Origin of the sequence: Bradyrhizobium sp. YR681 (genome assembly GCF_000282615.1) — a bacterium.
Classification (GTDB): domain Bacteria; phylum Pseudomonadota; class Alphaproteobacteria; order Rhizobiales; family Xanthobacteraceae; genus Bradyrhizobium.
On the sequence record NZ_AKIY01000194.1, the window covers coordinates 22,017 to 45,693 of the forward strand.

Annotated in this window: 21 protein-coding genes; 9 read left to right on the plus strand and 12 right to left on the minus strand. The window is 65.4% G+C overall.

Annotated elements, in window-relative coordinates:
* Positions 1 to 11: 11 nt before the first annotated feature.
* Positions 12 to 764 (minus strand): carbonic anhydrase, encoded by a 753-nt coding sequence (locus PMI42_RS17615; protein ID WP_008136492.1) that lies wholly within the window; start codon positions 762 to 764, stop codon positions 12 to 14.
* 91 nt (positions 765 to 855) lie between these two features.
* Positions 856 to 1,509, minus strand: coding sequence for a S24 family peptidase (locus PMI42_RS17620; RefSeq protein ID WP_008136494.1), 654 nt, complete (start codon positions 1,507 to 1,509; stop codon positions 856 to 858).
* Positions 1,510 to 1,690: 181 nt separating this feature from the next.
* On the opposite strand from PMI42_RS17620, the gene PMI42_RS17625 reads away from it, so the two are divergent.
* Together PMI42_RS17625 and PMI42_RS17630 are read left to right on the plus strand one after the other, a co-directional pair.
* Positions 1,691 to 2,035, plus strand: coding sequence for a DUF952 domain-containing protein (locus tag PMI42_RS17625; RefSeq protein WP_008136496.1), 345 nt, complete (start codon positions 1,691 to 1,693; stop codon positions 2,033 to 2,035).
* On the plus strand, positions 2,032 to 3,129 hold the full coding sequence (locus tag PMI42_RS17630; RefSeq protein WP_008136498.1) for a quinone-dependent dihydroorotate dehydrogenase: 1,098 nt from the start codon (positions 2,032 to 2,034) through the stop codon (positions 3,127 to 3,129). The genes PMI42_RS17625 and PMI42_RS17630 overlap by 4 nt, the downstream gene beginning before the upstream one ends.
* Positions 3,130 to 3,187: 58 nt before the next feature.
* Here the strand turns inward: PMI42_RS17630 and PMI42_RS17635 are convergent, their stop codons facing one another.
* The 5 genes from PMI42_RS17635 to PMI42_RS17655 form a co-directional block, all read right to left on the minus strand.
* Entirely contained in the window at positions 3,188 to 4,513 is a 1,326-nt protein-coding gene (locus PMI42_RS17635) for an MATE family efflux transporter (protein WP_008136500.1), read from the minus strand.
* Between the two features lies 1 nt (position 4,514).
* The gene (locus PMI42_RS17640; RefSeq protein WP_008136502.1) at positions 4,515 to 5,249 is read right to left on the minus strand and encodes an MBL fold metallo-hydrolase; all 735 of its coding nucleotides are present in this window, start codon (positions 5,247 to 5,249) and stop codon (positions 4,515 to 4,517) included.
* Between the two features lie 21 nt (positions 5,250 to 5,270).
* Complete coding sequence (locus tag PMI42_RS17645; RefSeq protein WP_035966013.1) at positions 5,271 to 5,573, minus strand: DUF6460 domain-containing protein; 303 nt, start codon at positions 5,571 to 5,573, stop codon at positions 5,271 to 5,273.
* Between the two features lie 205 nt (positions 5,574 to 5,778).
* On the minus strand, positions 5,779 to 7,440 hold the full coding sequence (locus PMI42_RS17650; RefSeq protein WP_008136506.1) for a cisplatin damage response ATP-dependent DNA ligase: 1,662 nt from the start codon (positions 7,438 to 7,440) through the stop codon (positions 5,779 to 5,781).
* Positions 7,437 to 8,474: a ligase-associated DNA damage response exonuclease gene (locus PMI42_RS17655; RefSeq protein WP_008136507.1), complete on the minus strand. Its 1,038-nt coding sequence runs from the start codon at positions 8,472 to 8,474 to the stop codon at positions 7,437 to 7,439. Before PMI42_RS17655 ends, PMI42_RS17650 begins: the two co-directional genes overlap by 4 nt.
* A 65-nt stretch (positions 8,475 to 8,539) precedes the next feature.
* Here PMI42_RS17655 and PMI42_RS17660 point away from each other — a divergent pair, with 65 nt between their 5' ends.
* From PMI42_RS17660 to PMI42_RS17680, 5 genes are all read left to right on the plus strand, one after another.
* Positions 8,540 to 9,466: a class I SAM-dependent DNA methyltransferase gene (locus PMI42_RS17660; protein WP_008136508.1), complete on the plus strand. Its 927-nt coding sequence runs from the start codon at positions 8,540 to 8,542 to the stop codon at positions 9,464 to 9,466.
* Between the two features lie 115 nt (positions 9,467 to 9,581).
* Positions 9,582 to 10,811, plus strand: coding sequence for an ABC transporter substrate-binding protein (locus PMI42_RS17665; protein ID WP_008136509.1), 1,230 nt, complete (start codon positions 9,582 to 9,584; stop codon positions 10,809 to 10,811).
* A 227-nt stretch (positions 10,812 to 11,038) separates the two neighbouring features.
* Positions 11,039 to 13,603: a ligase-associated DNA damage response DEXH box helicase gene (locus tag PMI42_RS17670; protein WP_008136510.1), complete on the plus strand. Its 2,565-nt coding sequence runs from the start codon at positions 11,039 to 11,041 to the stop codon at positions 13,601 to 13,603.
* Positions 13,604 to 13,656: 53 nt separating this feature from the next.
* Entirely contained in the window at positions 13,657 to 14,328 is a 672-nt protein-coding gene (gene pdeM / locus PMI42_RS17675; RefSeq protein WP_050994387.1) for a ligase-associated DNA damage response endonuclease PdeM, read from the plus strand.
* 117 nt (positions 14,329 to 14,445) lie between these two features.
* Positions 14,446 to 14,877: a hypothetical protein gene (locus PMI42_RS17680; protein ID WP_008136512.1), complete on the plus strand. Its 432-nt coding sequence runs from the start codon at positions 14,446 to 14,448 to the stop codon at positions 14,875 to 14,877.
* A gap of 118 nt (positions 14,878 to 14,995) precedes the next feature.
* Here the strand turns inward: PMI42_RS17680 and PMI42_RS17685 are convergent, their stop codons facing one another.
* Both PMI42_RS17685 and pyrE read right to left on the minus strand, forming a co-directional pair.
* Positions 14,996 to 15,775 carry a DUF2865 domain-containing protein gene (locus PMI42_RS17685; RefSeq protein WP_008136513.1) on the minus strand — a complete coding sequence of 260 codons (780 nt, stop codon included), beginning with the start codon at positions 15,773 to 15,775 and terminating at the stop codon, positions 14,996 to 14,998.
* A gap of 224 nt (positions 15,776 to 15,999) precedes the next feature.
* Positions 16,000 to 16,563, minus strand: coding sequence for an orotate phosphoribosyltransferase (gene pyrE / locus PMI42_RS17690; protein WP_008136514.1), 564 nt, complete (start codon positions 16,561 to 16,563; stop codon positions 16,000 to 16,002).
* 183 nt (positions 16,564 to 16,746) lie between these two features.
* Between pyrE and PMI42_RS17695 the strand changes: the two genes are divergently transcribed.
* Positions 16,747 to 17,373 carry a glutathione S-transferase family protein gene (locus PMI42_RS17695; protein WP_008136515.1) on the plus strand — a complete coding sequence of 209 codons (627 nt, stop codon included), beginning with the start codon at positions 16,747 to 16,749 and terminating at the stop codon, positions 17,371 to 17,373.
* Between the two features lie 121 nt (positions 17,374 to 17,494).
* Here PMI42_RS17695 and PMI42_RS17700 read toward each other — a convergent pair whose 3' ends face one another.
* The 3 genes from PMI42_RS17700 to PMI42_RS17710 form a co-directional block, all read right to left on the minus strand.
* A complete protein-coding gene (locus PMI42_RS17700; RefSeq protein WP_008136516.1) occupies positions 17,495 to 18,130 on the minus strand; it encodes a LysE family translocator in 636 nt (211 codons plus the stop codon).
* Between the two features lie 222 nt (positions 18,131 to 18,352).
* Positions 18,353 to 21,394 (minus strand): DNA polymerase I, encoded by a 3,042-nt coding sequence (gene polA, locus PMI42_RS17705; RefSeq protein WP_008136518.1) that lies wholly within the window; start codon positions 21,392 to 21,394, stop codon positions 18,353 to 18,355.
* A gap of 215 nt (positions 21,395 to 21,609) precedes the next feature.
* Positions 21,610 to 22,677: an acyltransferase family protein gene (locus PMI42_RS17710; RefSeq protein WP_008136520.1), complete on the minus strand. Its 1,068-nt coding sequence runs from the start codon at positions 22,675 to 22,677 to the stop codon at positions 21,610 to 21,612.
* Between the two features lie 193 nt (positions 22,678 to 22,870).
* Between PMI42_RS17710 and PMI42_RS17715 the strand changes: the two genes are divergently transcribed.
* Positions 22,871 to 23,677: UDP-glucose dehydrogenase family protein (locus PMI42_RS17715; RefSeq protein ID WP_008136522.1), on the plus strand; the 807-nt coding region annotated here is incomplete at its 3' end.

Genomic DNA, 23,677 nt, shown 5'->3' on the forward strand with positions numbered 1-23,677 from the left:
AAGTGTCCCGCTCAGATCGAGCGCAGCACGTAACGCCGGTTGTCCTTCTGCACCGGGCGTGCGTTCATCGGATAGAGCTTTGCGAACGCCGCGACGTCGGCCGCCGACACCTGGATGGGGGTGGTCAGCAGCAGCCATTCGACCACTTCGGAGCAGGGCGGCGTGGTCAGCGAGCCGGGATAACGGAAATAGCCGAGCTTTTGCGGCAGCATGGCGTGAGGATCGATGCTTGCGTCGGCTTTCACCGCGGGCCCTTCCGCCGCCGGCATGGTCTTGACGATCTTGCCGAAAGCCGCGTTCGGCTTGCCTTCCGCCATCAGCACGCCGACCACGGCGAGCCCGCCGGCATCGTTGCGATGGACGAAATGCGCCTCCATCGGAAAATTCTTGCCGCCGATCATGTGCTCGCTCGGCCGGTGGAAATGTACCTGGAGCAGCTTGTACTTGACGTCGCCGAGAAGAAGCGTGCTGCCTTCGGCGAAGTTGAGCTGGATGGTGTGTCCGTTGTTGACGATGGTGTCGGCGCTCCTGCCCCAGCTCAGCTTCAGCGCGGGCAATTGCGATTTCACCGTCGCTTCGATGTCGATAGGCGATTGTTGCAGGCCGACCGCGCAGGCCTTGTTGGCCGCGTCGAGGTCGCCCCATTTGGCAGGAGCACCGGCGCCTTCATAGCCCCAATGCATGCCTTCGGCGGCAAAGGCCGGTTTGCACAGCGGACACAGCGCGAGACCCGCGAGCGCTTTCAATGCGTGGCGGCGATTCATCATATTCCCCCCAAGATGAATTTGATCGGCAATGTGTGCGCAACCTAGGCGAGAGCCGCGGTGAGTCGCAACGGCGATCGCGCTTGCGAACCTACTGGCTCACCCACACGATCCTCGCGACCCACGCGACCTCGCTCGCAGCGATGGTGCGCCCGGTCTGGGAGGTAACGAGCGGCTGCAAGTCCAGCGCCTTGGCCGTGCGGCGCGTCAGCGTCGCGACCGCGACCTCGCCTGCCCTGGTCTTCACCACCACGCGGTCCCCCTTGCGGATCGGCGCGCCGGGCGAGATCAGCATGACGTCGCCGTCGCGATAAACGGGCGCCAGCGCATCGCTGGACATCTGAAGCGCAAACGTATTGGGGTCCTCGGCGGTGGGAAGCGCGGTCTCGGTCCAGCCCTTGCCAGCCGGAAAACCGGACTCGTCGAAAGCGCCGCTCGTGCCGGCCAGTGCGAAGCCGAGCAGCGGCACCGAACGGGCGTCGCCGGCCTCATCGCCGATCAGGCTGGCAAAGGTGTCGAGCGAGGCGCCGGTCGCCGCCAGCGCCTTTGCGATCGATTCGGTGGACGGCCAGCGTTCGCGGCCGTCGGGCGTGACGCGCTTGGACCGGTTGAAGGTGGTGGGATCGAGCCCGGCGCGCTTGGCGAGGCCCGAGGGCGACAGCCCGGCGCGCTCCGCCAGCCGATCCAGTGCGACCCAGATCTGGTCGTGAGAGAGTATCCTCTGCGCTTTGGCCTGTCTGACCATGGAAGGTCCAGCCCGTCGCAACTCAGGAAAACTATCCTCAAATCAACCGGTTTTCCGTTTTTCGCGCAAGGGGCGGCGGCTAACTCTTGAGTTCGGAGGGGGTGGCCTTTACGGTCGCGCCCGGGTTTTAAGACCCGCAATAGACGAAAAAACCCAAAAGACTCAAAGGGCTCCGCAAGCGGTGGTCAAGATCTACAAAATCTGTCCGGCCTCGGCCTGGCGCGAGGCGGAACGGCAGGGCGTGTACCGGGGCAGCGCGGACGATACGCGCGACGGCTTCATCCATTTCTCGACCGCCTCCCAGGTTCCCGAGACCCTGCGCAAGCACTATTCCGGGCAGCGCGCGCTGTTTCTGATCGAGGTCGACGGCGATGCGCTTGGCGGCGAATTGCGCTGGGAGCGCTCGCGCAATGAGGAGCTGTTTCCGCATCTCTATGGCGAGCTCGATCTCGGCGCGGTGCTCTCGGTGATGAATCTCAACATGCGCTCCGACGGCGGCCACGACGTTCCGGAGCTCCTGCCGTGATCCGTGCTTTCGACGCTTTCTCGCTGCCGGTGCTGCGCTGGCTCGATCCGGAGGATGCGCACCGCCTGGCGATCCAGGGCCTGCGCTTCCTGCCGCCGGTCAAGCCGCGCGCTGACGATCCCAAGCTTGCGGTGCGCGCCTTCGGGCTCAACTTTCCCAATCCGATCGGCATGGCCGCGGGCTTCGACAAGAGCGCGGAAGTGCCGGACGCGCTGCTGCGGCTCGGCTTCGGCTTTGTCGAGATCGGCTCGGTGACGCCGAAACCGCAGGCCGGAAATCCGCGGCCGCGGCTGTTTCGCCTCGAGCGTGACGAGGCGGTGATCAACCGCATGGGTTTCAACAATGACGGCGCGGAAGTCGCACTGCGTCGGCTCGCCGCGCGCGCGCAGCATGGCGGCATCGTCGGCGTCAATGTCGGCGCCAACAAGGATTCAGCCGACCGCGTCGCCGATTACGTCAAGCTGATCGAGACCTTCGCGCCGGTCGCGAGCTATTTCACCGTCAACGTCTCCTCGCCGAACACGCCGGGCCTGCGGAATTTGCAGGAGGGCGCGCTGCTCGACGAGCTGCTCGCACGCGTGATCGACGCGCGCGAGCGTGTCAGGCAGAAGGCCGGCGACACGCCGGTGCTGCTCAAGATCGCCCCTGATCTGAGCCTCGCCCAGCTCGACGACGTCGTGCAGGTGGCGCGCTCGCGCCGGGTCGACGGCATGATCGTGTCGAACACGACGATCGCGCGGCCAAGCACGTTGCGCGAGGAGATGCGGGCCAAGGAGCAGGGCGGCCTGTCCGGCCGGCCGTTGTTCCGCCTGTCGACGCGCATGGTCGCGGAGACCTATGTGCGCGTCGAGGGTGCGTTCCCGCTGATCGGCGTCGGCGGTGTCGACTCCGGTGGTGCCGCGCTGACAAAAATTCGCGCCGGCGCGAGCCTGATCCAGCTCTATTCGTCGCTGGTCTATAAGGGCCTCGGCCTCGTCGACGAGATCAAGCGCGACCTGACGTCGACGCTGCTGCGGACGGGACGGGATTCGCTGTCCGAAATCGTCGGTGCGGATGCTGCGACGCTGACGGCGGAAGACTGGCCGGGAGTGTAGCTCTCGGGCCCCGGCTCTGCGCACCGTTTCACGCTGCAGCGCGTCCGGGACACGAGAGTTACGATTTGGCGAACGTCGCCCTGTACAGCGCCGGATAGCGTGCGCCCTGCAGGCCGCCGCGTGCGACGTAGAATGCAATCAGCGCGCACCACAGCCCGGCATTGCCGAGGGATTGCAGCGCCAGCCAGATGCCGAAGAAGATCGCGAGCGAGGCCAGCATCAGATTGCGCATCTCGCGCGCCCAGGTGGCGCCGACATAGATGCCGTCGAAGCCGAAGGCGAACACGCCGGGGATGGGCGCAAGCACGATGAACGGCAGGAACTCGCGCGCGGCGCGCCGGACATCCTCGCTCGCGGTCATGACATTGATCAGCGACGTTCCCAGCAGCGCGAACAGCACCGCGACGACCAGCGCGAAGCCGAGGCCCCAGAGCAGCACCAGCCGGGTCGAATCCGCAAAGCCCTTGGCGTCGCGCGCGCCAAAGGTGCGGCCGCAAAGCTGCTGAGCCGCATTCGCAAGGCCGTCGAGGAAGAAGGCGCTGACCAGGAGGAAGTTGTTGAGCACGGAGTTCGCGGCCAGCGTGACGTCGCCGGCCCGCGCGCCCTTGGCGGTGAAGAACAGGAACACCGCGATCAGCGCCGCGGTGCGGATCATGATGTCGGAATTCACCGCCAGCAGCCGCATCAGTTTTGCGCGATCGAACAGCGTTGCGCGCGGAACGGCAAAGCCGCCGTCGGCATGGCGCCGGCACACGATCACGCCGAGCACGAAGCCTGTCGTTTCCGAGAGCAGTGCCGCGACCGCCGCGCCCGCGATGCCGGTATCGTAGACCAGCACCAGCAAAATCGTCGCTGCCATGTTGATGAGGTTGATGACGACCTGGAGCGCGAGCGCCGGATTGGCGCGTGCCTGTCCCACCAGCCAGCCGAGAATGACGTAGTTGGCGAAAGCGAACGGCGACGACCAGATCCGGATCATGAAGTAGGTCTTGGCGGCGCGGGTGACGCCCTCGCTGCCGCCCATGAGGTCGAACAGCGCGCCGGCCAGCGGCAATTGCAGCACGATCAGGGCCGCGCCGATCAGGCCGGCGACGATGAAGCCGCGCACCAGGATCACGGTCTGCTCGCGCGTCTCACCGGCGCCGAGCGCCTGCGCGGTGAAGGCCAGCGTGCTCATGCGCAGGAAGCCGAACAGCCAGAACAGGCAGTCGAAGATCACGGACGCCATCGCGACGCCGCCGAGCAGTGCGGCATCGTCGAGCCGGCCGATCGCGGTGGTCGACACCACGCCGATCAGCGGCGTGGTCAGGTTCGCGACCATCGCGGGACCGGCGATGGCGAACACCTGGCGGGAGCCGATCTTGAGGGGAATTGGCGCGTGCATGTCAGAACACGAGCACCATGCCGTCTTCGGCGGTGAGATGGTCGATGTGATCCAGGCGCGACAGCATGTCGTCGCTCATATGGGTGAGGACGAGGCGTTTGGCGCCGATTGCGGGGAGGTGCTGTTCCAAGGTCTTCAGGCTGAGATGGTTCTTGACCACCTTCTCGTACATATAGGCTTCCGCGATGAAAAGGTCCGCGCCATGCGCCAGCGGAATGAGCGCCTCCGTCCATTCGGTGTCGGCGCTGTAGGCGAGTGTGCGGCCCTCGGCCTCGACGCGATAGGCCAGGAAGGGACCGCCGGATTCGCCGTGCACGACCGGGTAGGGCGTCACCTTCACCGGGCCGAAGCTTTGGCTTTGCTCCGCCGCGAGCTCAACGACGTCCAGCGCGAAGCGCTGCCTGGTCCTGGAGGAATGCTCGAACAGCGCCTCCATCACCTGCGCCAGCCGCGTCTGGATGCCTTGCGGGCCCGCGATCGTCAGTGGCCTTGTCCGCCGCGAGAATTGCGCGTCGAGCAGGAAGAAGGGCAGGCCGGCGAAATGATCGCCGTGGAAATGCGTGATCAGGATCAGGTCGATCTCGTCGCGGTCGATCTCCAGCCGCTTCAGCGCCGGCAGAGCCGACGCGCCGCAATCGATCAGGAAGTTCGCAGCGCGCCCTGACACGTGGAAGCAGGTGTTGAGCCTGCCGCCGGAGCCGAAGGCGTCACCGCAGCCGACGAAACGCAGTTGCATCGGCTGCGGGCTCCCGAAACTCTACCGGCGCGGCGTGCCGAACACGCGCATCAGCAGCCAGATCGGGATCACGATGACGGCGCCAAGCAGGAAGTAGCGCCACAGCCAGTTCACGGCATCGAAGCCGAGATCCCAGATCCGCTGGAACAGGAGGCGGATACTGTAGATGATGTTCCAGGGATCGAAGCCGATCGTGGCCAGCACGACGCCGACCAGGATCGAGAGCAGGGCCAGGCGGAACGCGACCGCCAGCGGCGAGCCGCCGAGAAAGCGGTTCAGGCCGTCGCTGCGGCCGGCCGGCAAATCTCTGACGTCTTGGACCATCACGAACTCCTTGGCGGATTCGACCCCATTATAGGGCACGGCGAGGCACATGGGGAACCCGTAACCGGCCGTCAATCGGCTTACGGGATTTTAATTCGGGCAAGCGCCAGCGTCTGGATTTGGGCACGCCGCCAGCCGCGGGCGCGGTCACCTCTCGCGCAAGCGGGAGAGGGGGCGCACTGCCGTTGCGGCGAGATCGACTGCCTCACGCCTCAATCTCCGCCACCTCCGCCTTCAGCATCCCTTCCAGCGTTTCCAGCCGGTCGGCGTCCCGCGGCGGCTTGTCCCAGCGCAGGCGGCTGATGCGGGGGAAGCGCATGGCGACGCCGGATTTGTGTCGCGGCGAGCGCTGGAGCCCCTCGAAGGCGACCTCCAGCACCAGCCCCTTGTCGCCCTCGTGCACGACATGGCGCACGGGGCCGAATTTTTCGGTGGTGTTGCGGCGGACGAAGCGGTCGATCTGCAACAGCTCCTCGTCGGTGAAGCCGAAATAGGCTTTTCCGACCGGCACCAGTTCGTCGCCATCCGCGCCTGCGGTCCAGACACCGAAGGTGTAGTCGGAATAATAGGACGAGCGCTTGCCGTGGCCGCGCTGCGCATACATCAGCACGGCATCGATGATGTGCGGATCGCGCTTCCACTTCCACCACTGGCCCTTCGGCCGTCCCGGCAGATACGGCGCATCGCGCCGCTTCAGCATCACGCCCTCGACGGCGTCCGCATCCTCGCCCGCGCCGGCACTGGCCGGATCGGCGCGCGCGGCTGTGAGTGCGTCCCAGCTTGCGAAGGGGACGGTGGGGGACAGATCGATGCGGGGATCGCCAAGCTTGCCGATGAATGTCTCCAGCCGTGCGCGCCGCGCCGCGAAGGGCAGTTCGCGCAGATCGTTCTCGTCGTCGCCGAGCAGATCGTAGGCGCGAAGGTGGATCGGAAACTCCTTGATCAGCTTCGGCGAGACGACCTTGCGGTTGAGGCGCTGCTGCAGGACGTTGAAGCTCTGCACACGGCCCTCGCGCAGGATCAGAAGCTCGCCGTCGATTGCGCCCGCCAGCCGCAGCGACGGCACGAGATCCGGAAAGCTTCCCGTGATGTCCTCGCCGGTGCGCGAATAGAGCCGCGCCGTGATGTGGCCGTGCTCGTCGCGTCCCGCCACGGCCTGCACGCGGATGCCGTCCCATTTCCATTCGGCGATGTAGTCCGCAGGATCGAGGTTCTGGAAATCCGTCTCCTCGATCGCATGCGCCAGCATCACCGGCCGGAACGGCGCGGGGTCGCGATTGACCGGCTTCTCGCCGCGGCCCTCCAGCCAGGCGAACAGGTCGAGATAGGGTGGCGCGAGCCCGGGCCAGATCAGCTCGACCTCATGCGGATCCTTGCTGCCGAGCGCCGCAGCGGCAGTTTTCGCAAGGCGTGCGGAGATACCGATGCGCAGTGCACCGGTGACGAGTTTTAAAAGTGCCCACCGGCCGGTCTCGTCGAGTTCGTCGAGCCAGCGTTCGAGCTGTTTTGGCAGCTCGGTCTTGCCGAGCGTGCGCAGCGTGGTGACGACCTCGGTGAGGGTTGGCGGCGGCGGGTTGTTGTGAGCTGCCAGCGCGGCCTTCGGCCACATCAGCGCGACCGTCTCCGAGAGGTCGCCGACATAGTCGTAACTCAGCCCGAACAGCACCTCGTCGGTCCGCGACGCGATGAGATCGCGGATCAGCGCGGGCTTGGCGTGCTTGAAGCTGAGCGCGCCCGTGAGAGCCGCCAGCGCGTAGCCGCGGTCGGGATCGCCGACCTCGCGAAAATAGCCGGTGATCAGCCGCAGCTTGTTGTTGCGGCCGGGCTCGTAGGCGAGGCGGTCCAGAAGTTCGGCGAAGCGGTTCATGCTTCGGCCTCGCCTTGAAGCGGCGTCTCGCTTTCCTCCTCGTCGCCATAGCCGACGAGATCGAGCGGCTGCGCGCGAAGACCTTGCGACTTGCACCAATGCACCAGCGCATCTTCCTGGCCGTGGGTGACCCAGATCTCGCCGGCGCCGGTCGCGGCGATGGTTGCGGTGAGGCCGTCCCAGTCGGCGTGGTCGGAAATCACCAGCGGCAGCTCGATGCCGCGCTGCCGCGCCCGGGCGCGCACGCGCATCCAGCCCGATGCGAAGGCGGTGACGGGATCGGGAAAGCGCCGTGTCCAGAGATCCGACGTCGCCGAGGGCGGTGCCAGCGTGATGGTGCCGGCGAGCGCTGCCTTCTTCATCCCGGCCGCCGGCTTGAGCTCGCCGAGGTCGATCCCGCGGCTCTGATAGTAGTGTGTGATCTTTTCCATCGCGCCATGCAGATAGATCGGCGCGTCATAGCCGGCCTGCCGCAACAGCTTGATCACGCGCTGGGCCTTGCCGAGCGAATAGGCGCCGACCAGATGCGCACGCTCCGGAAACAGTGCGACCGAGGCGAGCAGCTTCTTCACCTCGTCCGCGGCATCGCCATGCCGGAACACGGGCAAGCCGAACGTGGCTTCCGTGATGAAGACGTCGCAGGGCACCAGCTCGAACGGCGTGCAAGTCGGGTCCGGCGCGTCCTTGTAGTCGCCGGAGGCGACGATGCAGGTATCCTTGCAGGTCACCGCGACCTGCGCGGAGCCCAGCACATGGCCGGCGGGGTGAAATTTCACTCTGATATCGCCGAGCCGGATCTCCTCGCCATAGCGGATCGCTTGCGTCGATCCGGCAAAATTCTCGCCATAGCGCAGCCGCATCATGTCGAGCGTTTCCTGCGTCGCCAGCACCGCGCCATGGCCGGCGCGGGCATGGTCGGAATGGCCGTGTGTGATCACGGCCCGCTCGACCGGGCGGACAGGATCGATATGGAAACCGCCGGGCTTGCAGCACAGGCCGGCAGCAGCTGGCAACAGGATGTCTTGCGGACGCATGCCTGATATATAGGTTGCGCCCCCGCATCTTCGAGTCATCCACCCACTTCGCTTCCTGGTTCCCAATGCCCCTCCGCCTGTTCCACTCCTCCGGCGATCTCATGGCCGACCGCCGCTTCGAATTCGCGCGTGACCTCCAGCTCAAGGGCGATCTGGCGGCGGCCGCGGACCTCATCGAGCAGGCGATCGAGCTTGCGCCGAACTTCACCTCGGCCTGGTTCACGCTGGGTGAAATCCGCCAGCAGCTCGGCGAGCGCGACAAGGCGATCGCGGCGTTCCGGACAGCACGCGACTGCGATCCGGAGGACCAGCACGGCGCCGGCCTGCACCTGATCAGGCTCGGCGATGCTCAACTCTCCGCAATGCCGAAGGCCTATGTGCAGGCGCTGTTCGACCAGTACGCGCCGCGCTTCGAGCACGCGCTGATCAACGATCTCGGCTATCGTGCACCCAGCCTGATCTTCAAGGCGGTGCTGGCCGCGCGCGTTGCCGCGAAGAAGCCGGCTTTCTTCAAGCGCACCATCGATCTGGGCTGCGGCACCGGGCTTGCTGCGGCCGCCTTCGCCAAGCAGGTCGATCATTTCACCGGCATCGATTTGTCGCCAGGCATGATCAAGGAGGCACGCGCCACCGATCTCTACGCCGAGCTCGAGGTCGCCGACATGATCGAAGGCCTGCGTAGCAGGAGTGATGCGAGCGCGAACCTCATCGTCGCCGCGGATGCATTCGTCTATCTCTCCGACCTCGCGCCGGTGCTGAATGAAGCCAGGCGTGTGCTCGCATCCGGCGGCGTGCTTGCTTTCACACTGGAGACGCATGACGGCAGCGGCATCGTTCTCGGCGAAGGCCTGCGCTATGCCCATTCTGCGGAATATGTGCGCGGCGCCCTTGCCGAGGCCGGCCTCAAGCTGCTGACGCTGGAGCCGGCGTCACCGCGCATCGAGAACAACGAGCCTGTGCGCGGCCTGGTTATCGTCGCCGAGAAAACTTGAGTCTAGGCGCTAACGCTCCGTGATTTGGGCGTCATTGCGTCGCAAAGCTGCGACTTCCCACTTGCGAGCCGTGCGGCCATGCCAGCACAATGCGCGCATTAGGGAGAGAACAACAATGACGAAGAATCCATCGCGGCGCGATTTCAGCGCCGGCGCGCTCGCCACCATCGCGGCATCGACATTGCCCGCGCCTTATGTCTGGGCCGCGGAGAAGAAATACGATGCCGGCGCCAGCGATACCGAGATCAAAATCGGGCAGACCGTGCCGCATTCCGGCCCCGGCTCGCTCTACGGCGTGCTCGGTCGCGTCGGCGAAGCCTATTTCCAGATGCTGAACGAGAAGGGCGGCATCAACGGACGCAAGGTCAAGTTCCTCACCATGGACGACGCCTACAGCGCGCCGAAATGCGTCGAGGCGACGCGGCGCCTGGTCGAGCAGGAGGAAGTGCTCGCGCTCTATGGCTCGCTCGGCACCGCGCCGCAGACCTCCGTGCACAAATACCTGAACTCGAAGGGCGTGCCGCAGCTGCTGCTCAACACCGGCGCGTCGAAGTGGAATAACCCGAAAGAGTTCAAATGGACGATGGCGGGCCTGCCGCTGTATCCGACCGAGGCGCGCATCCTGGCGCGGCACGTCGTTGCCGTGAAGCCGAACGCCAGGATCGGCATCCTCTACCAGAACGACGATTTCGGCCGCGACTTCCTCGGTCCCTTCAAGAAGGTGCTGGCCGATGCCGGCGGCACCGCGCAGGTGATCATGGAGCAGACCTACGATCTCACCGAGCCGACCGTCGATTCCCAGCTGATCAATCTCTCGAAGTCTGGCGCCGACGTCTTCTACAACATCACCACCGGCAAGGCGACGTCGCAGTCGATCCGCAAGGTCGTCGAGCTCGGCTGGAAGCCGCTGCAACTCTTGTCGGCTGGCTCGACCGGCCGCTCGATCCTCAACGCCGCGGGGCTGGAGAATGCCACCGGTATCGTCGCCATCCGCTACAACAAGGAAGTCGGCCTGCCGAAATGGGAGAAGGACCCCGACGTGATGGCGTTCGAGGAATTGCGCAAGAAGTACACGCCGGCGATCGACCCCGACAACACCATCGCCTTCGCCGGCTACGGCCAGGCCGTGACCATGGGTGAGATCCTGCGCCGCTGCGGCGACGACCTCACCCGCGCCAACGTGCTGAAGCAGGCGTCGAACCTCAACGGCTTCCACTCGCCCTATTTCCTCGACGGCGTGAATTACAGCTATACGCCGGACGACTACACGCCGATGAAGACGCTCTTCATCTCCACCTTCACCGGCAAGGACTGGGACATCTCCGACAAGCCGATGTCGGAGTAGGTTTCTTTTTTCCTTCTCCCCTTGCGGGAGAAGGTGGCGCGAAGCGCCGGATGAGGGGTTCTTTCCGCAAACTCGAAAGAGATTGAATTGCGGATAGAGCCCCTCACCCGTCTCGCCGCTATCGCGGCGAGCCACCCTCTCCCACAAGGGGAGAGGGGAAGCGGCGTCCTGCTATTCACATATCCTCCCCCTCGACGAACCCACCCCCACGGCTTACCTGTGATGCCGTGCCGCCCCGTATCCTCAAAATCCCGGCCACGCCGGCCGTGCTGCTGCCCGACCGCTTCAACGCGTGGTTCGCGGCCCGCGGCTGGTTGCCGCGCGAGCATCAACTCGCGCTGCTGGAGAAGGCGCGCGAGGATCGCTCCGCGCTGCTGATCGCGCCCACCGGCGCCGGCAAGACGCTGGCGGGATTTCTGCCGACGCTGGTGGAGTTGAGTTCCGCGCCTGCGGCTCCTGCGAAGTCCGTCGTCTCCACCGGCCGTTCCGTTCAGCGCAGTGCCGGCCTCCACACCCTCTACATCTCGCCGCTGAAAGCGCTCGCGGTCGACATCGCCCGCAACCTCGAGCGTCCCATCGCCGAGATGGGCTTGCCGATCAAGGTCGAGACCCGCACCGGCGACACGCCGGTGTCGCGGCGCCAACGCCAGCGGCGCTATCCGCCGGACATCCTGCTGACGACGCCGGAGCAGCTCGCGCTGCTGCTCTCCTCCGACGACGCGCCGTTCCTGTTCTCCTCGCTGAGGCGCATCGTGCTCGACGAGTTGCATGCGCTGGTGACGTCGAAGCGCGGTGACCTGTTGTCGCTCGGCCTTGCACGGCTGTGGCGCCTCGCGCCGCAGATGCGTGCGATCGGCCTGTCGGCAACCGTGGCCGAGCCGGAATCGCTGGCGCGTTTTCTCGTCCCGCAGCCCAAAGACAAATCCGAATCGGCCGACATCGTCATCGCCGGCGGCGCCGCACCTCCGCTGGTCGAGATGCTGGATACGCGAGAGCGACTGCCCTGGGCCGGCCACAGCGCGCGTCACGCGCTCCCCGAAATCTACCAGATGATCAAGGCGAACAAGACAACGCTGGTCTTCGTCAACACCCGCAGCCAGGCCGAGATGCTGTTCCAGAATCTCTGGAGCATGAACGACGATAACCTTGCCATCGCGCTGCATCACGGCTCGCTCGACGTCGCGCAGCGCCGCAAGGTCGAGGATGCCATGTCGGCCGGGAAACTGCGCGGCGTGGTTTGTACCTCCTCGCTGGACCTCGGCGTCGATTGGGGCGACGTCGATCTCGTCGTCAATATCGGCGCGCCGAAGGGATCGTCACGGCTGATGCAGCGGATTGGCCGCGCCAACCACCGTCTCGACGAAGCCTCCCGCGCGGTGCTGGTGCCGGCGAACCGTTTCGAGGTGCTGGAGTGCCGTGTCGCGATCGACGCCATTGCCGAGAATGCGCAGGATACGCCGCCGCTCCGCACCGGGGCGCTCGACGTGCTGGCCCAGCACGTGCTCGGCTGCGCTTGCGGCGAACCATTCCTGTCGGACGAGCTCTACGGCGAGATTTGCACCGCCGCACCTTACGCGGCTCTCGCGCGGCAGGATTTCGACGATGTCGTCGATTTCGTCGCCTCCGGCGGCTACGCGCTGAAGACCTACGAGCGCTTCGCGCGCATCAAGCAGGACAAGGAAGGACGGTGGCGTGTCGCCAATCCAAAAGTGCGGCAGAGCTATCGCATGAATGTCGGCACCATCGTCGAGGATGACATGCTGAAGGTGCGCCTCGTGCGTTCGCGCGGTGGCGGCACGGGTTCCACCGGCGTGATCGCGCGCGGCGGCAGGTTGCTTGGCGAGATCGAGGAAGCCTTCATCGAGGGCCTCTCGCCCGGCGACACCTTCGTGTTCAGCGGCGAGGTGGTGCGCTACGAAACCCTGGTCGAGGACCAGGTCTATGTCTCGCGCGCGCATGACAAGGACCCGAAGGTGCCGTCCTATATGGGCGGTAAGTTCCCGCTCTCGACCTATCTCGCCGAGCGCGTGCGCCGGCTGCTGGATGACAGCCGTGCGTGGAACGGTTTGCCGGAGCAGGTGCGCGACTGGCTGTCGCTGCAAAAAGACGTCTCGCGCGTGCCGGAGGTGCGCGAGTTGCTGGTCGAGAGCTTTCCACGCGCCAACAAGCATTACATCGTCTGCTATCCCTTCGAGGGACGCCTCGCGCATCAGACGCTCGGCATGCTCTTGACGCGCAGGCTGGAGCGCGCCCGCGCACGGCCGCTCGGCTTCGTCGCCAATGAATATGCGGTCGCGATCTGGGCGCTCGGCGATCTGTCCTTCATGATCCGGAACGGCAAGCTCGATCTCAATGCGCTGTTCGACCCCGATATGCTCGGCGACGACTTGGAGGCCTGGCTCGCCGAATCCGCTCTCATGAAGCGAACGTTTCGGAACTGCGCGATCATCTCCGGCCTGATTGCCCGTCGCCACACCGGCGAAGAGAAGAGCCGCCGGCAGGTGTTGTTCTCGACCGATCTCGTCTACGACGTCCTGCGCAAGCACCAGGCCGATCACGTGCTGCTGCGCGCCGCGCGAGCGGACGCCGCCACCGGCCTGCTCGATCTGCGACGGCTCAGCGACATGCTCACCCGCATCCAGGGCCGCATCACGCATCGGGAACTCGACCGTGTCTCCCCGCTTGCCGTGCCCGTGATGCTGGAAATCGGCCGCGAGTCAGTTTATGGCGAAGCTGCAGACGAGCTGTTGGCGGAAGCCGCCGACGAGCTGGTCAAAGAGGCGATGGGATAGAAGCAGGTTTTGACGTGACGGCAGGCGCGCTGGTTTCAGGGGATGTCGACGACATGCGCGTTTCGAATGTCACCATTACAGGCGTGACTTTCGCAGCCGACCTCTCCGGCGCGCTGTTCTGGGAAGAGCACCGCCTGCTCGTCGTCTCCGATCTGCATCTTGAAAAAGGGTCCAGCTATGCCACACGCGGCGTGCTGTTGCCCCCCTACGATACCATCGCGACGCTCAGTCGGCTGGCTGCTGTCATCTCCCGCCATAATCCGTGCGTTGTTGTTGCGCTCGGCGACAGTTTTCACGATCGCACCGCGCATGGACGTCTGTCGCCGGAGGATCGCGATGCGGTCGGCGCGCTTCAGTCGGGCCGCGACTGGATCTGGATCTCCGGCAATCACGATCCGGTGCTGCCGCGCGATCTCGGCGGCACCATCGCCGACGAAGTCGCGATCGGCCCGATCACCTTCCGCCATGAGCCGACCGGCGCGCCCGGCGAGATCGCCGGCCATCTCCATCCCAAGGCCCGCGTCTCCGCGCGTGGCCGCTCGATGGAGCGTCGCTGCTTCGCCAGCGATGGAATGCGCGCCGTGATGCCCGCCTTCGGCGCCTATGCCGGCGGCCTCAGCATCCGCGACGCGGCCTTTACAAAGATCTTTCCGAAGAACGGCTTTGTCGCCCATCTGCTCGGCGACCGCCGCGTCCACGCCATTGCGGCCTCGCGCTGCTATTGAGATTTCGGCGGCTTTCGGAACAAATTAAGAACACTTTAGCAAGTCTTTGATATATCATTGTGATTCGGCGCGTTGCCGACACAATATCTAGCGTCTGTCAGATTCTGCGAGGACTACATGTCCACCGTTGCCTTCGACCAGTTTGCCCTCACCCGGATTGCCGATTTCGCCCGCTCGCTGTCGCGGCTGCACCAGGCCGCGCGGCGCCAGAGGATCGATGACGACCAGTTCGACCGCGAGTTCAACGCGGTCTGCCAGTCGATCTGGGGCTACACCATCGACGACGTCAGCGACGATCTGTTCGCGGTCGAGGACCATCTGTTTCTCGACACGCTGGATGAGGCGCAGGCGCGCATCTTCGCGGCCGAGCAGGGTTATGACCTCGTCGGCGATCAGGGCATGTTGACGGACTGGTGGGGTTTTTGCTGGATGATCTTGGCCGAGAAGCGCGGATTGCTCACGGCCGAAAACCGCGCCGCGGCGCGCGCGGCGATCGAGGAGAAATATCTCGCCGCGCCGAACGTGATCGGGGTGATTATCGGGAGGTAGTGCAACAACCTCCGTCATTGCGAGGAGCGAAGCGACGAAGCAATCCAGAGTGTCTCCGCGGAGGCATTTCTGGATTGCTTCGCTGCGCTCGCAATGACGGTGTGGTTACAGGTAGGCCTTACTCCAACCCCGCCCGCTTCGCAGGTTTCGCCGTCGTCTTCGGCACCGTCACGTCAGGCAGCGCCTCGCGCACAATCTCGGCCGAGGCGGGCGCATCCGTTGACACTGTCTCCGCCCGCACCGGCGCCACCTTCATCTCGCCGAGGCGCGCGCGGACCTGCGCGGTGAGGCCGGGATAGGAGGCGACCGGGGTGAAGTCGGCTGCCTGGTCGTTGCCGACGCGGATGCCGGTATAGGCGACGAGGCCGTCGGTGGTGGCGATGACGTCGCCGGCTTTCAGCGAGGAATCCAGCGCGAGATCGACCGGGGCAAGGCCGACCGGCTCGCGGCCGTTGCAGGTGCAGTCCGAACGCAGCGCCTTGCGATAGGCGAACGCGTTCTCGCTGTCGGCATAGCGCTCGCCGGTCTGCGACGCGGCGCCGTCGATCGAGGAGCCGAAATAGACCTTGGTCGTGCTGGCGGGACAGAAGGCCTGACACATCTGCGCCGGCGAAGCGAGGCCGCGCATCAGCGGAAAATATTTGCCGTCGCAGCTGCGGACGCAGAAGGCCGGACCCGAGCCGCCGGCCGCGGCCGAACGGGTCGGCGGCACATATTGCGGCGTTGCTGCGTTCTGCTGGCCGGTGAAGGGATCGGCGTAGGAGCTCGCCTGCGGCGGCACCTCACGCTGGGGCCGCTGCTGCTGCGCGCCCCCGAAGAAGAAGTCGAACAGGCCTTCGGCCGAAACCGGGGCCGGCGCTGCAAGCAGCGGTGCTGCGAGGGTGGCGGCCACAAGCATCGCGCGACGCCGCCGGCGCGCAGGAGACATGACTGTACGCAACGCTTACTCCACCCGACGCTACTGAACCGGGCCGGGACCAACGTGGTCTCAGCGAATGATTCACCATAGAGCGGGATGGTAAATGAGGGGTTGAGGGAGCAGTTCCTGGCGAACTCTCGTGCCCCGGACGCTCTGCGGCGCGTCACTTCGTGCCGCGACGCGTCCGGGACACGAGAGCTGGGTTACGCCTTCAAGAATTCCGAGGCCTTGTACAGCGAGCGGAACGGCAGGCCGGCCGCGCCGAACGTGTCGGTGGCGCCTTCCTCGCGGTCGACCATGGTCAGCACCAGCACCACTTCGGCGCCGGTCTCGCGCACGGATTCAACCGCCTTCATCGCCGAGCCGCCTGTCGTGGTGACGTCCTCGACGATCACGACGCGCTTGCCTTCCAGCGTCTCGCCCCTGGGCAGGCCCTCGATCGCGAGCTTGGCGCCGTGCTCCTTCGGCTTTTTGCGCACGAAGAACGCGGCAATCGGATGGCCCTTGATCCAGGAGATCTGCGCCAGCGCGCCGGCGAGCGGCACCGCGCCCATCTCGAGCCCGCCGATGAAATCGAGATTGTCGTCTTTGAGCGCCTCGTAGGTGAGCTCGGCGAGCAGGGTGGCGCCCTCCGGATCCAGCATGGTCGGCTTGAGGTTGAAGTAGAAATCGCTCTTGCGGCCCGACGCGAGCGTCACCTCGCCGCGGCCGAAGGAGCGCCGGCGGATGATTTCGAACAGGCGGGCGCGGGAGGCAGATTTCGACACGGCGGTCCCTCGGGAGCATTTTTGGAAAGTGGCGGAATTTATCCGCGAAGGCCGCGACATTCCAGAGGGGACCGGTCCAGTCAACAGGGATCGGCCGACGGTCGGCCATCCCGGCCCGCCGGTTGTGGGGGTGCAACCTTCTGGAGTAGTGGAGGGGCAACCTGTTGGGGAAGGAAATAAGGCATGACCATCGAGCTGCACACCTGGAACACGCCGAACGGCCGCAAGATCTCGGTTGCGCTGGAGGAAATGGGGCTGCCCTATAAGGTGATCCCGGTGAATATCACCAAGGGCGAGCAGATGGCGCCCGGCTTCCTCAAGCTCAGCCCCAACAACAAGATCCCCGCGATCCTCGACCCCGAGGGCCCCGACGGCAAGCCCGTCAGCATCTTCGAATCCGGCGCGATCCTGCTCTATCTCGGCGAAAAGACCGGCAAATTCCTGCCGAAATCGCTGGCCGGACGCATCCCCGTCTATGAATGGCTGATGTGGCAGATGGGCGGCTTCGGGCCGATGCCGGGCCAGGTGCATCATTTCATCGCGCTCGAGAACGAGCCGGACCGCGCCTACGGCCTGAAGCGCTACATGGCCGAGACCCGCCGGCTCTACGGCGTGCTGGACCGCCGCCTCGCCGACCACGAGTTCGTCGCCGGCGACCTCTCGGTTGCCGATTTCGCCATTCTCGGTTGGGCCTGGCGCCACCCTCGCCACAAGGTTGATCTGGTCGATTTCCCCAACGTCAGGCGCTGGTACGAGACCCTGCTGGCCCGCCCGGCCGTGAAGCGGGGCATGGACGCGAAGCTGGATTGAGCTGACGGTGTCATCGCCCGCGAAGGCGGGCGATCCAGTATTCCAGAGACGCTGGTGGTTGAGCCGAGAAGCTGCAGCGTACTGGATGCCCCGCCTTCGCGGGGCATGACAGCGACGCCCCTCACACCTTCCGCGCTTCCACCGCCATCCGCACCGCAAGCCCGGCCAGCACCGTGCCCATCAGCCAGCGCTGTACCAGCATCCAGCTCGGCCGGCTCGCCAGGAACAGCGCGATCGATCCTGCCGCGAGCGCGATCATCGCGTTCACGCTGACGCTGATCGCGATCTGGATCGCGCCCAGCACCACCGACTGCGTCAGCACGCTGCCGGCAGTTGGATCGATGAACTGCGGCAGCAGCGCCAGATACAGCATCGCGATCTTCGGGTTGAGCAGATTGGTGACGAGCCCCATCGCGAACAATTTGCGCGGGCTGTCGATCGCGAGCTGCTTCACCTGGAACGGCGAGCGTCCGCCCGGCTTCACCGCCTGCCAGGCGAGCCAGAGCATGTAGCCGGCGCCGGCGAAGCGCAGCGCGTCATAGGCAAAGGGAATGGCCAGCAGCAGCGCCGTGATGCCGAATGCCGCGCACAGCATGTAGAACACGAAGCCCAGCGCCACGCCGCCGAGCGAAACGATGCCCGCCGCCGGTCCCTGCGTGATCGAGCGCGAGATCAGATAGATCATGTTCGGCCCGGGCGTGAGCACGAGGCCGAGCGAGACGAAGGCGAAGCCGAGCAGGGCGGAGGTGTGGGGCATGGATGAACCGGGGCGGGAGATGGCACCGTTCTAATATGCGAGTGATCGCCTCGCCATCGCGCAATTGCTCGGAGGACAATTCGATCTCTCGTGTCCCGGACGCGGCGCAGCGTGAAACGGTGCGCCGCGTCCGGGACCCAGCAGGCGCGGCACAGGCCCCGGATCAGCAGCGCATCACGCCGCGAAGGGCGGCGCGCTGCACAGCATCCGGGGAAAGTAGCCTCAATGCGCCTCGTCCCAGTTCGTTGCAGCGCGCGCATCCACCTGCAGCGGCACCGACAGCAGCACGGCCGGGAACGGCGCGTCCTGCATGACGTGCTGCACGACGGGCAGCGTCGCGGCGACCTCCGCGTCGGGCACCTCGAAGATCAGTTCGTCATGCACCTGGAGCAGCATCTGCGCCGAGAGCTTCTTCTGCGCCAGCGCCTCCTCCACCCGCGTCATGGCGCGGCGGATGATGTCGGCGGCGGTGCCCTGGAGGCGGGCGTTGATCGCGGCGCGCTCGTTGAAGGCGCGCACCGAGGCATTGGACGCTTTGATGTCCGGATAGTGCATCTTCCGGCCGAACAGCGTGGTGACGTAGCCGTGGCTCCGGCAGAAGTCCCGCGTCTCGTCCATATAGGCGCGGATGCCGGGGAAGCGCTCGAAATATTTCTTGATGTAGGCCGAGGCCTCCTCGCGCGCGATGCCGAGCTGGTTGGCGAGGCCGAACGCAGAGATGCCGTAAATGATGCCGAAATTGATCGCCTTGGCGCGGCGGCGGATTTCGCTCGGCATGCCCTCGATCGGCACGCCGAACATTTCCGACGCCGTCATGGCGTGAATGTCGAGCCCGTCCTTGAACGCCTGCTTCAGCACCGGAATGTCGGCGATCTCGGCGAGCAGGCGCAGCTCGATCTGCGAATAGTCGGCGGAGACGAGCTTGTGCCCTGGCGTCGCGATGAAGGCGCGGCGGATCTTGCGGCCATCCTCGGTACGCACAGGGATGTTCTGCAAATTCGGCTCGTTCGACGACAGCCGGCCCGTGGTGGTCGCGGCCAGCGCGTAGGTCGTATGCACGCGATGGGTCTGCGGATTGACATAGGTCGGCAGCGCGTCGGTATAGGTCGATTTCAGCTTCGAGACCTGGCGCCATTCGAGGATCTTCTTCGGCAGGTCGTGGCCCTGCTCGGCGAGCTCGTCGAGCACCTGCGCGGTGGTCGACCACGCGCCGGTCTTGGTCTTGGTGCCGCCGGAGAGACCCATCTTGCCGAACAGGATGTCGCCGATCTGTTTTGGACTTCCGACATTGACCGGCTCGCCCGCGATCTCCTGGATCTCGGCCTCGACGCGCGCGGCGGTCTGGGCGAAGTCGCCGGAAAGCCGCGAGAGCACCTGGCGGTCGATCGAGATGCCGCGCCGCTCCATGCGCGCGAGCACCGACACCAGCGGCCGCTCCAGCGTCTCGTAGACCGTGGTCATGTGCTCGGCGACGAGGCGGGGCTTGAGCACGCGCCAGACGCGCAGGGCCATGTCGGCGCCTTCGGCCGACAGCGGCGCGGCCTTGTCGATCGGCACCTGGTCGAAGGTGATCTTGCCCTTGCCGCTGCCGAGCAGCTCGCTCTCCTTCAGCATGGCATGGCCGAACCAGCGCTCGGCGAGCGAGTCGAGTTCATTCGAGCCCCGCCCGGCATCGAGCACATAGGAGATCAGCTTGGCATCGTCGGCGTTACGCAGCGTGATGCCGTGCTGCGCCAGCATCACGGCGGTGAACTTGACGTCGAAGCCGATCTTGAGAATGCCCGCCGATTCCAGCACCGGCCGCAGCGCCTCGATCGCATCGGCATGCTTGACCTGATCGGGTGCAAGGCCCGCGTCGAACAGGCCGGCGCCGCCGCCGGACTGTTTGTGCGCGAGCGGCACGTAGCAGGCCTCGTTCGGCGCCAGCGCCAGCGCGATGCCGCAGAGATCGGCCTGCATCGGATCGATGGAGTTCGCACGGATCTCGATCGCGGCATGACCGGCATCGTGGATGCGGGCGATGAAGGCGTTGAGCTCGTCGAGTGTCTTGATCGCCTGATACCTGCCGCGATCGACCGGAAGTTTTCGCAAGGCCTCTTCGCGCGCGGCTGCGAGTGAGATCGGCGCGCCCTTGACGCTGGCCGACTTGTCGCCCTTGTCGCCGCCCGTCGCGGTCGCCGCAGGAGCGGCGAAGAGATCGCCCGATGTCGCGGACGACGTCGTCCTGGGTGCGCTGTCGCCGCCACGTGCCTCGCTGCTGTTCGCCACATCGGCATCGACATTGGCTGGATCGATCTGCGAGTAATCGGCAACGCGGCGCGTCAGCGTGGAAAACTCCATCGCCTTCAGGAACGCGACCAGCTTGCGCGCGTCGGGTTCGTGCACGGCGAGATCGTCCAGCGGCACCTCCAGCTCGACCTTGTCGTCGAGCAGCACCAGCTGGCGCGAGATCCGCGCCTTCTCGGCATTCTCGATCAGCGCCTCGCGCCGCTTCGGCTGCTTGATCTCGGTGGCGCGGAACAGGAGCTGTTCGAGGTCGCCATATTCGACGATCAGCTGCGCCGCGGTCTTGATGCCGATGCCGGGGACGCCAGGCACGTTGTCGGTGGAATCGCCGGCCAGCGCCTGCACTTCCACGACCTTCTCCGGCGGCACGCCGAATTTCTCGATCACCTCGGGGATACCGATGCGGCGGTCCTTCATGGTGTCGTACATCGTGATCTTGTCGTTCACGAGCTGCATCAGGTCCTTGTCGGAGGACACGATGGTCGTGGTGGCGCCGCGCTCGCTGGCCTGCCGCGCATAGGTCGCGATCAGGTCGTCGGCCTCGAAGCCGCCCTGTTCCAGGCAGGGCAGGTCGAAGGCGCGCACGGCCTCGCGGATCAGCGCGAATTGCGGAATGAGATCGTCAGGCGCCGGCGGCCGGTGCGCCTTGTACTCGGGATAGATCTTGTTGCGGAACGTGACTTCCGACTTGTCGAACACGATCGCCAGATGCGTCGGCCGATTGTCCGCGGGCATGTCGCGCAAGAGCTTCCACAGCATGTTGCAGAAGCCGAGCACGGCATTGACCTGAAGACCGTCGGACTTGCGGTTCAGCGGCGGCAGCGCGTGATAGGCGCGGAAAATGTAGCCGGAACCGTCGACCAGGAAGATGTGGTCGCCCTTGCCGGCCGCCTTCGCCGCGACGGGTTTGGCAGCAGCTGTCGCGGCAGCGGGCTTGGTGTCGGCTTTGGCGGTGGTCTTCGGGGAGGTTTTGGGCATGGCCGCAATGTATGAATTTTTGCGGGTTTTGACAGCCTTCGAAGGGGGATTTTTGGGTTGCGGATGCCGCTATCCCCACTGTCGTTCCCCGCATCCCCTGCTGTCATTCCCCGCGAAAGCGGGGAATCCAGTACGCCGTGGCTTCTCGGTTCAATCATTGGCGTCTCGGCGTACTGGGTCGCCCGGTCGAGCCGGGCGACGACACGAGAGTGCAGCTACTCCGCCGCCTGCAACCGCACGCCAGCCTTCTTCGGCGCTATCCAGAATGCCTCCGGCCGCTCGAACAGGAAATTGCCGCCGAGCCGCAACGCGACCTGCCAGATCGCGAGCGATCCGATCACCCCCACGATGGTGACGATCAACGACACCGTGCCGATGTCAGGGATGATGCCGGTGTGCAGCAGCAACGTCCGTGTCGCCGCCATCGGCAGGAAGAAGGCGAGATAGATCACGATCGAATGCTCGCCGCAGAAGCGGAAGACGTTGAGCCACTGCGCGCGCGCGAGCAACGTGCCCATTGTGATGATGGCGCAGGCGCCGGCGAAACCGAGCACGAGCGATACGATCTTCCATTCGCTCGCGCCAAATGCGACGAGGCCGGCATTGACCACCCCCCACGTCGCAAGCGCGACGAGCGCCAGCGCAGGGTGGCTGCGCGCGCGATCCGACAGCGCGAACACGTAAGGCGCGAACAGATAGCCCGAATAGAAATAGACGAAGCGCGCGCAGAACTCGTCGATCGCGGTCCAGCCGGTCGAGATGCGCGCCGTCTCGAGCGCGGCGGCGATGAGCCAGATCGCCGGCGGCGGAATGCGTCGTGTCAGTTTTGTGACGACGAAGAAGATCGGCAGCAGGTAGATGAACCAGAGCGTGCCGAATGGCTCGATGAAGGATTCCAGATACAGCAGGCCGGCGTCGCGCCAGCTGGTTTCGGCGGCGAAGGCGGGCGCCTTGAAGCCGAACTGGATTGTCACCCAGACGACATAGAAATAGGCGAAATGCACCACCTTGCGGTCGAGATAGGTTCGCCAGTCCCGATCGATAACCAGCGGCAGGAACAGGCCCGAAATCAGGAAGAAATCCGGCATCCGGAACGGCTTTGCGAAGGCCACCAGAACATGCATGAAACCGGTCTCGCCGGCGGCGAATTCGACCCCCAGCACCGAATGCATCATCACCACCATAACGATGCAGATGCCCTTGGCATAGTCGACCCAGTCGACACGCGCGGCAGCCGGGGCGCTAACGCCTCCACTCGCTGCGATTGTGCCTGATGGTGCCATGCTGTCCCGTTTCGAGGCGTGTTCCGCCCGACTCTGTGCGAGCGTGATGCAGTGTGGGGCCTTGCGGTTTACGATTTCTTTACCGGTACAATTCGCGTGCCGGTTTTTGTCTGCGGACTGTTCCCTCCGGTCAGGAAAGTGCTAAACCGCCCCGCATTGGGGTTTCGTTAACCAAGCCAAAACAGGGTTTTTCATGCGAATCGCGATGATCGGAACGGGCTATGTGGGACTGGTGTCCGGAGCCTGCTTTGCGGATTTCGGTCACGACGTCACCTGCGTCGACAAGGACGAGAAGAAGATCGCGGCGCTCCATCGCGGCGAGATTCCGATCTACGAGCCCGGCCTCGACGAGCTGGTTGCAACCAACGTGAAGGCCAAGCGGCTCGACTTCACCACCGATTTGTCGAAGCCCGTTGCGGATGCCGACGCCGTCTTCATCGCGGTCGGCACGCCCTCGCGCCGCGGTGACGGCCACGCCGATCTCTCCTATGTCTACGCCGCGGCAAAGGAGATCGCGCAGTCGCTGTCCGGCTTCACCGTCGTGGTGACGAAGTCGACCGTGCCTGTCGGCACCGGCGACGAGGTCGAGCGCATCATCCGCGAGACCAATCCGAAGGCCGACGTCGTCGTCGCCTCGAATCCTGAATTCCTGCGCGAGGGCGCGGCGATCCGCGACTTCAAATTCCCCGACCGCGTCGTGGTCGGCACCTCCGACGAGCGTGGCCGCAAGGTGATGGGCGACATCTATCGCCCGCTGTCGCTGAACCAGGCGCCGCTGATGTTCACCGAACGCCGCACCGCGGAGATGATCAAATACGCCGCCAACGCGTTCCTCGCGACCAAGATCACCTTCATCAACGAGATCGCGGACCTCTCCGAAAAGGTCGGCGCCAACGTGCAGGAGGTCGCGCGCGGCATTGGCCTCGACAACCGCATCGGCACCAAGTTCCTGCACGCCGGTCCCGGCTTCGGCGGCTCCTGCTTCCCGAAGGACACCAAG

Coding starts and splice junctions, on each gene's coding strand:
- PMI42_RS17635 (WP_008136500.1), bottom strand. CDS start 4,513: ATGCACGCGCCAATTCCCCTCAAGATCGGCTCCCGCCAGGTGTTCGCC.
- polA (WP_008136518.1), bottom strand. CDS start 21,394: ATGCCCAAAACCTCCCCGAAGACCACCGCCAAAGCCGACACCAAGCCC.
- PMI42_RS17650 (WP_008136506.1), bottom strand. CDS start 7,440: ATGAACCGCTTCGCCGAACTTCTGGACCGCCTCGCCTACGAGCCCGGC.
- PMI42_RS17620 (WP_008136494.1), bottom strand. CDS start 1,509: ATGGTCAGACAGGCCAAAGCGCAGAGGATACTCTCTCACGACCAGATC.
- PMI42_RS17710 (WP_008136520.1), bottom strand. CDS start 22,677: ATGGCACCATCAGGCACAATCGCAGCGAGTGGAGGCGTTAGCGCCCCG.
- PMI42_RS17680 (WP_008136512.1), top strand. CDS start 14,446: ATGTCCACCGTTGCCTTCGACCAGTTTGCCCTCACCCGGATTGCCGAT.
- PMI42_RS17640 (WP_008136502.1), bottom strand. CDS start 5,249: ATGCAACTGCGTTTCGTCGGCTGCGGTGACGCCTTCGGCTCCGGCGGC.
- PMI42_RS17655 (WP_008136507.1), bottom strand. CDS start 8,474: ATGCGTCCGCAAGACATCCTGTTGCCAGCTGCTGCCGGCCTGTGCTGC.
- pdeM (WP_050994387.1), top strand. CDS start 13,657: ATGCGCGTTTCGAATGTCACCATTACAGGCGTGACTTTCGCAGCCGAC.
- PMI42_RS17665 (WP_008136509.1), top strand. CDS start 9,582: ATGACGAAGAATCCATCGCGGCGCGATTTCAGCGCCGGCGCGCTCGCC.
- PMI42_RS17660 (WP_008136508.1), top strand. CDS start 8,540: ATGCCCCTCCGCCTGTTCCACTCCTCCGGCGATCTCATGGCCGACCGC.
- PMI42_RS17615 (WP_008136492.1), bottom strand. CDS start 764: ATGAATCGCCGCCACGCATTGAAAGCGCTCGCGGGTCTCGCGCTGTGT.
- PMI42_RS17695 (WP_008136515.1), top strand. CDS start 16,747: ATGACCATCGAGCTGCACACCTGGAACACGCCGAACGGCCGCAAGATC.
- PMI42_RS17645 (WP_035966013.1), bottom strand. CDS start 5,573: ATGGTCCAAGACGTCAGAGATTTGCCGGCCGGCCGCAGCGACGGCCTG.
- PMI42_RS17700 (WP_008136516.1), bottom strand. CDS start 18,130: ATGCCCCACACCTCCGCCCTGCTCGGCTTCGCCTTCGTCTCGCTCGGC.
- PMI42_RS17685 (WP_008136513.1), bottom strand. CDS start 15,775: ATGCTTGTGGCCGCCACCCTCGCAGCACCGCTGCTTGCAGCGCCGGCC.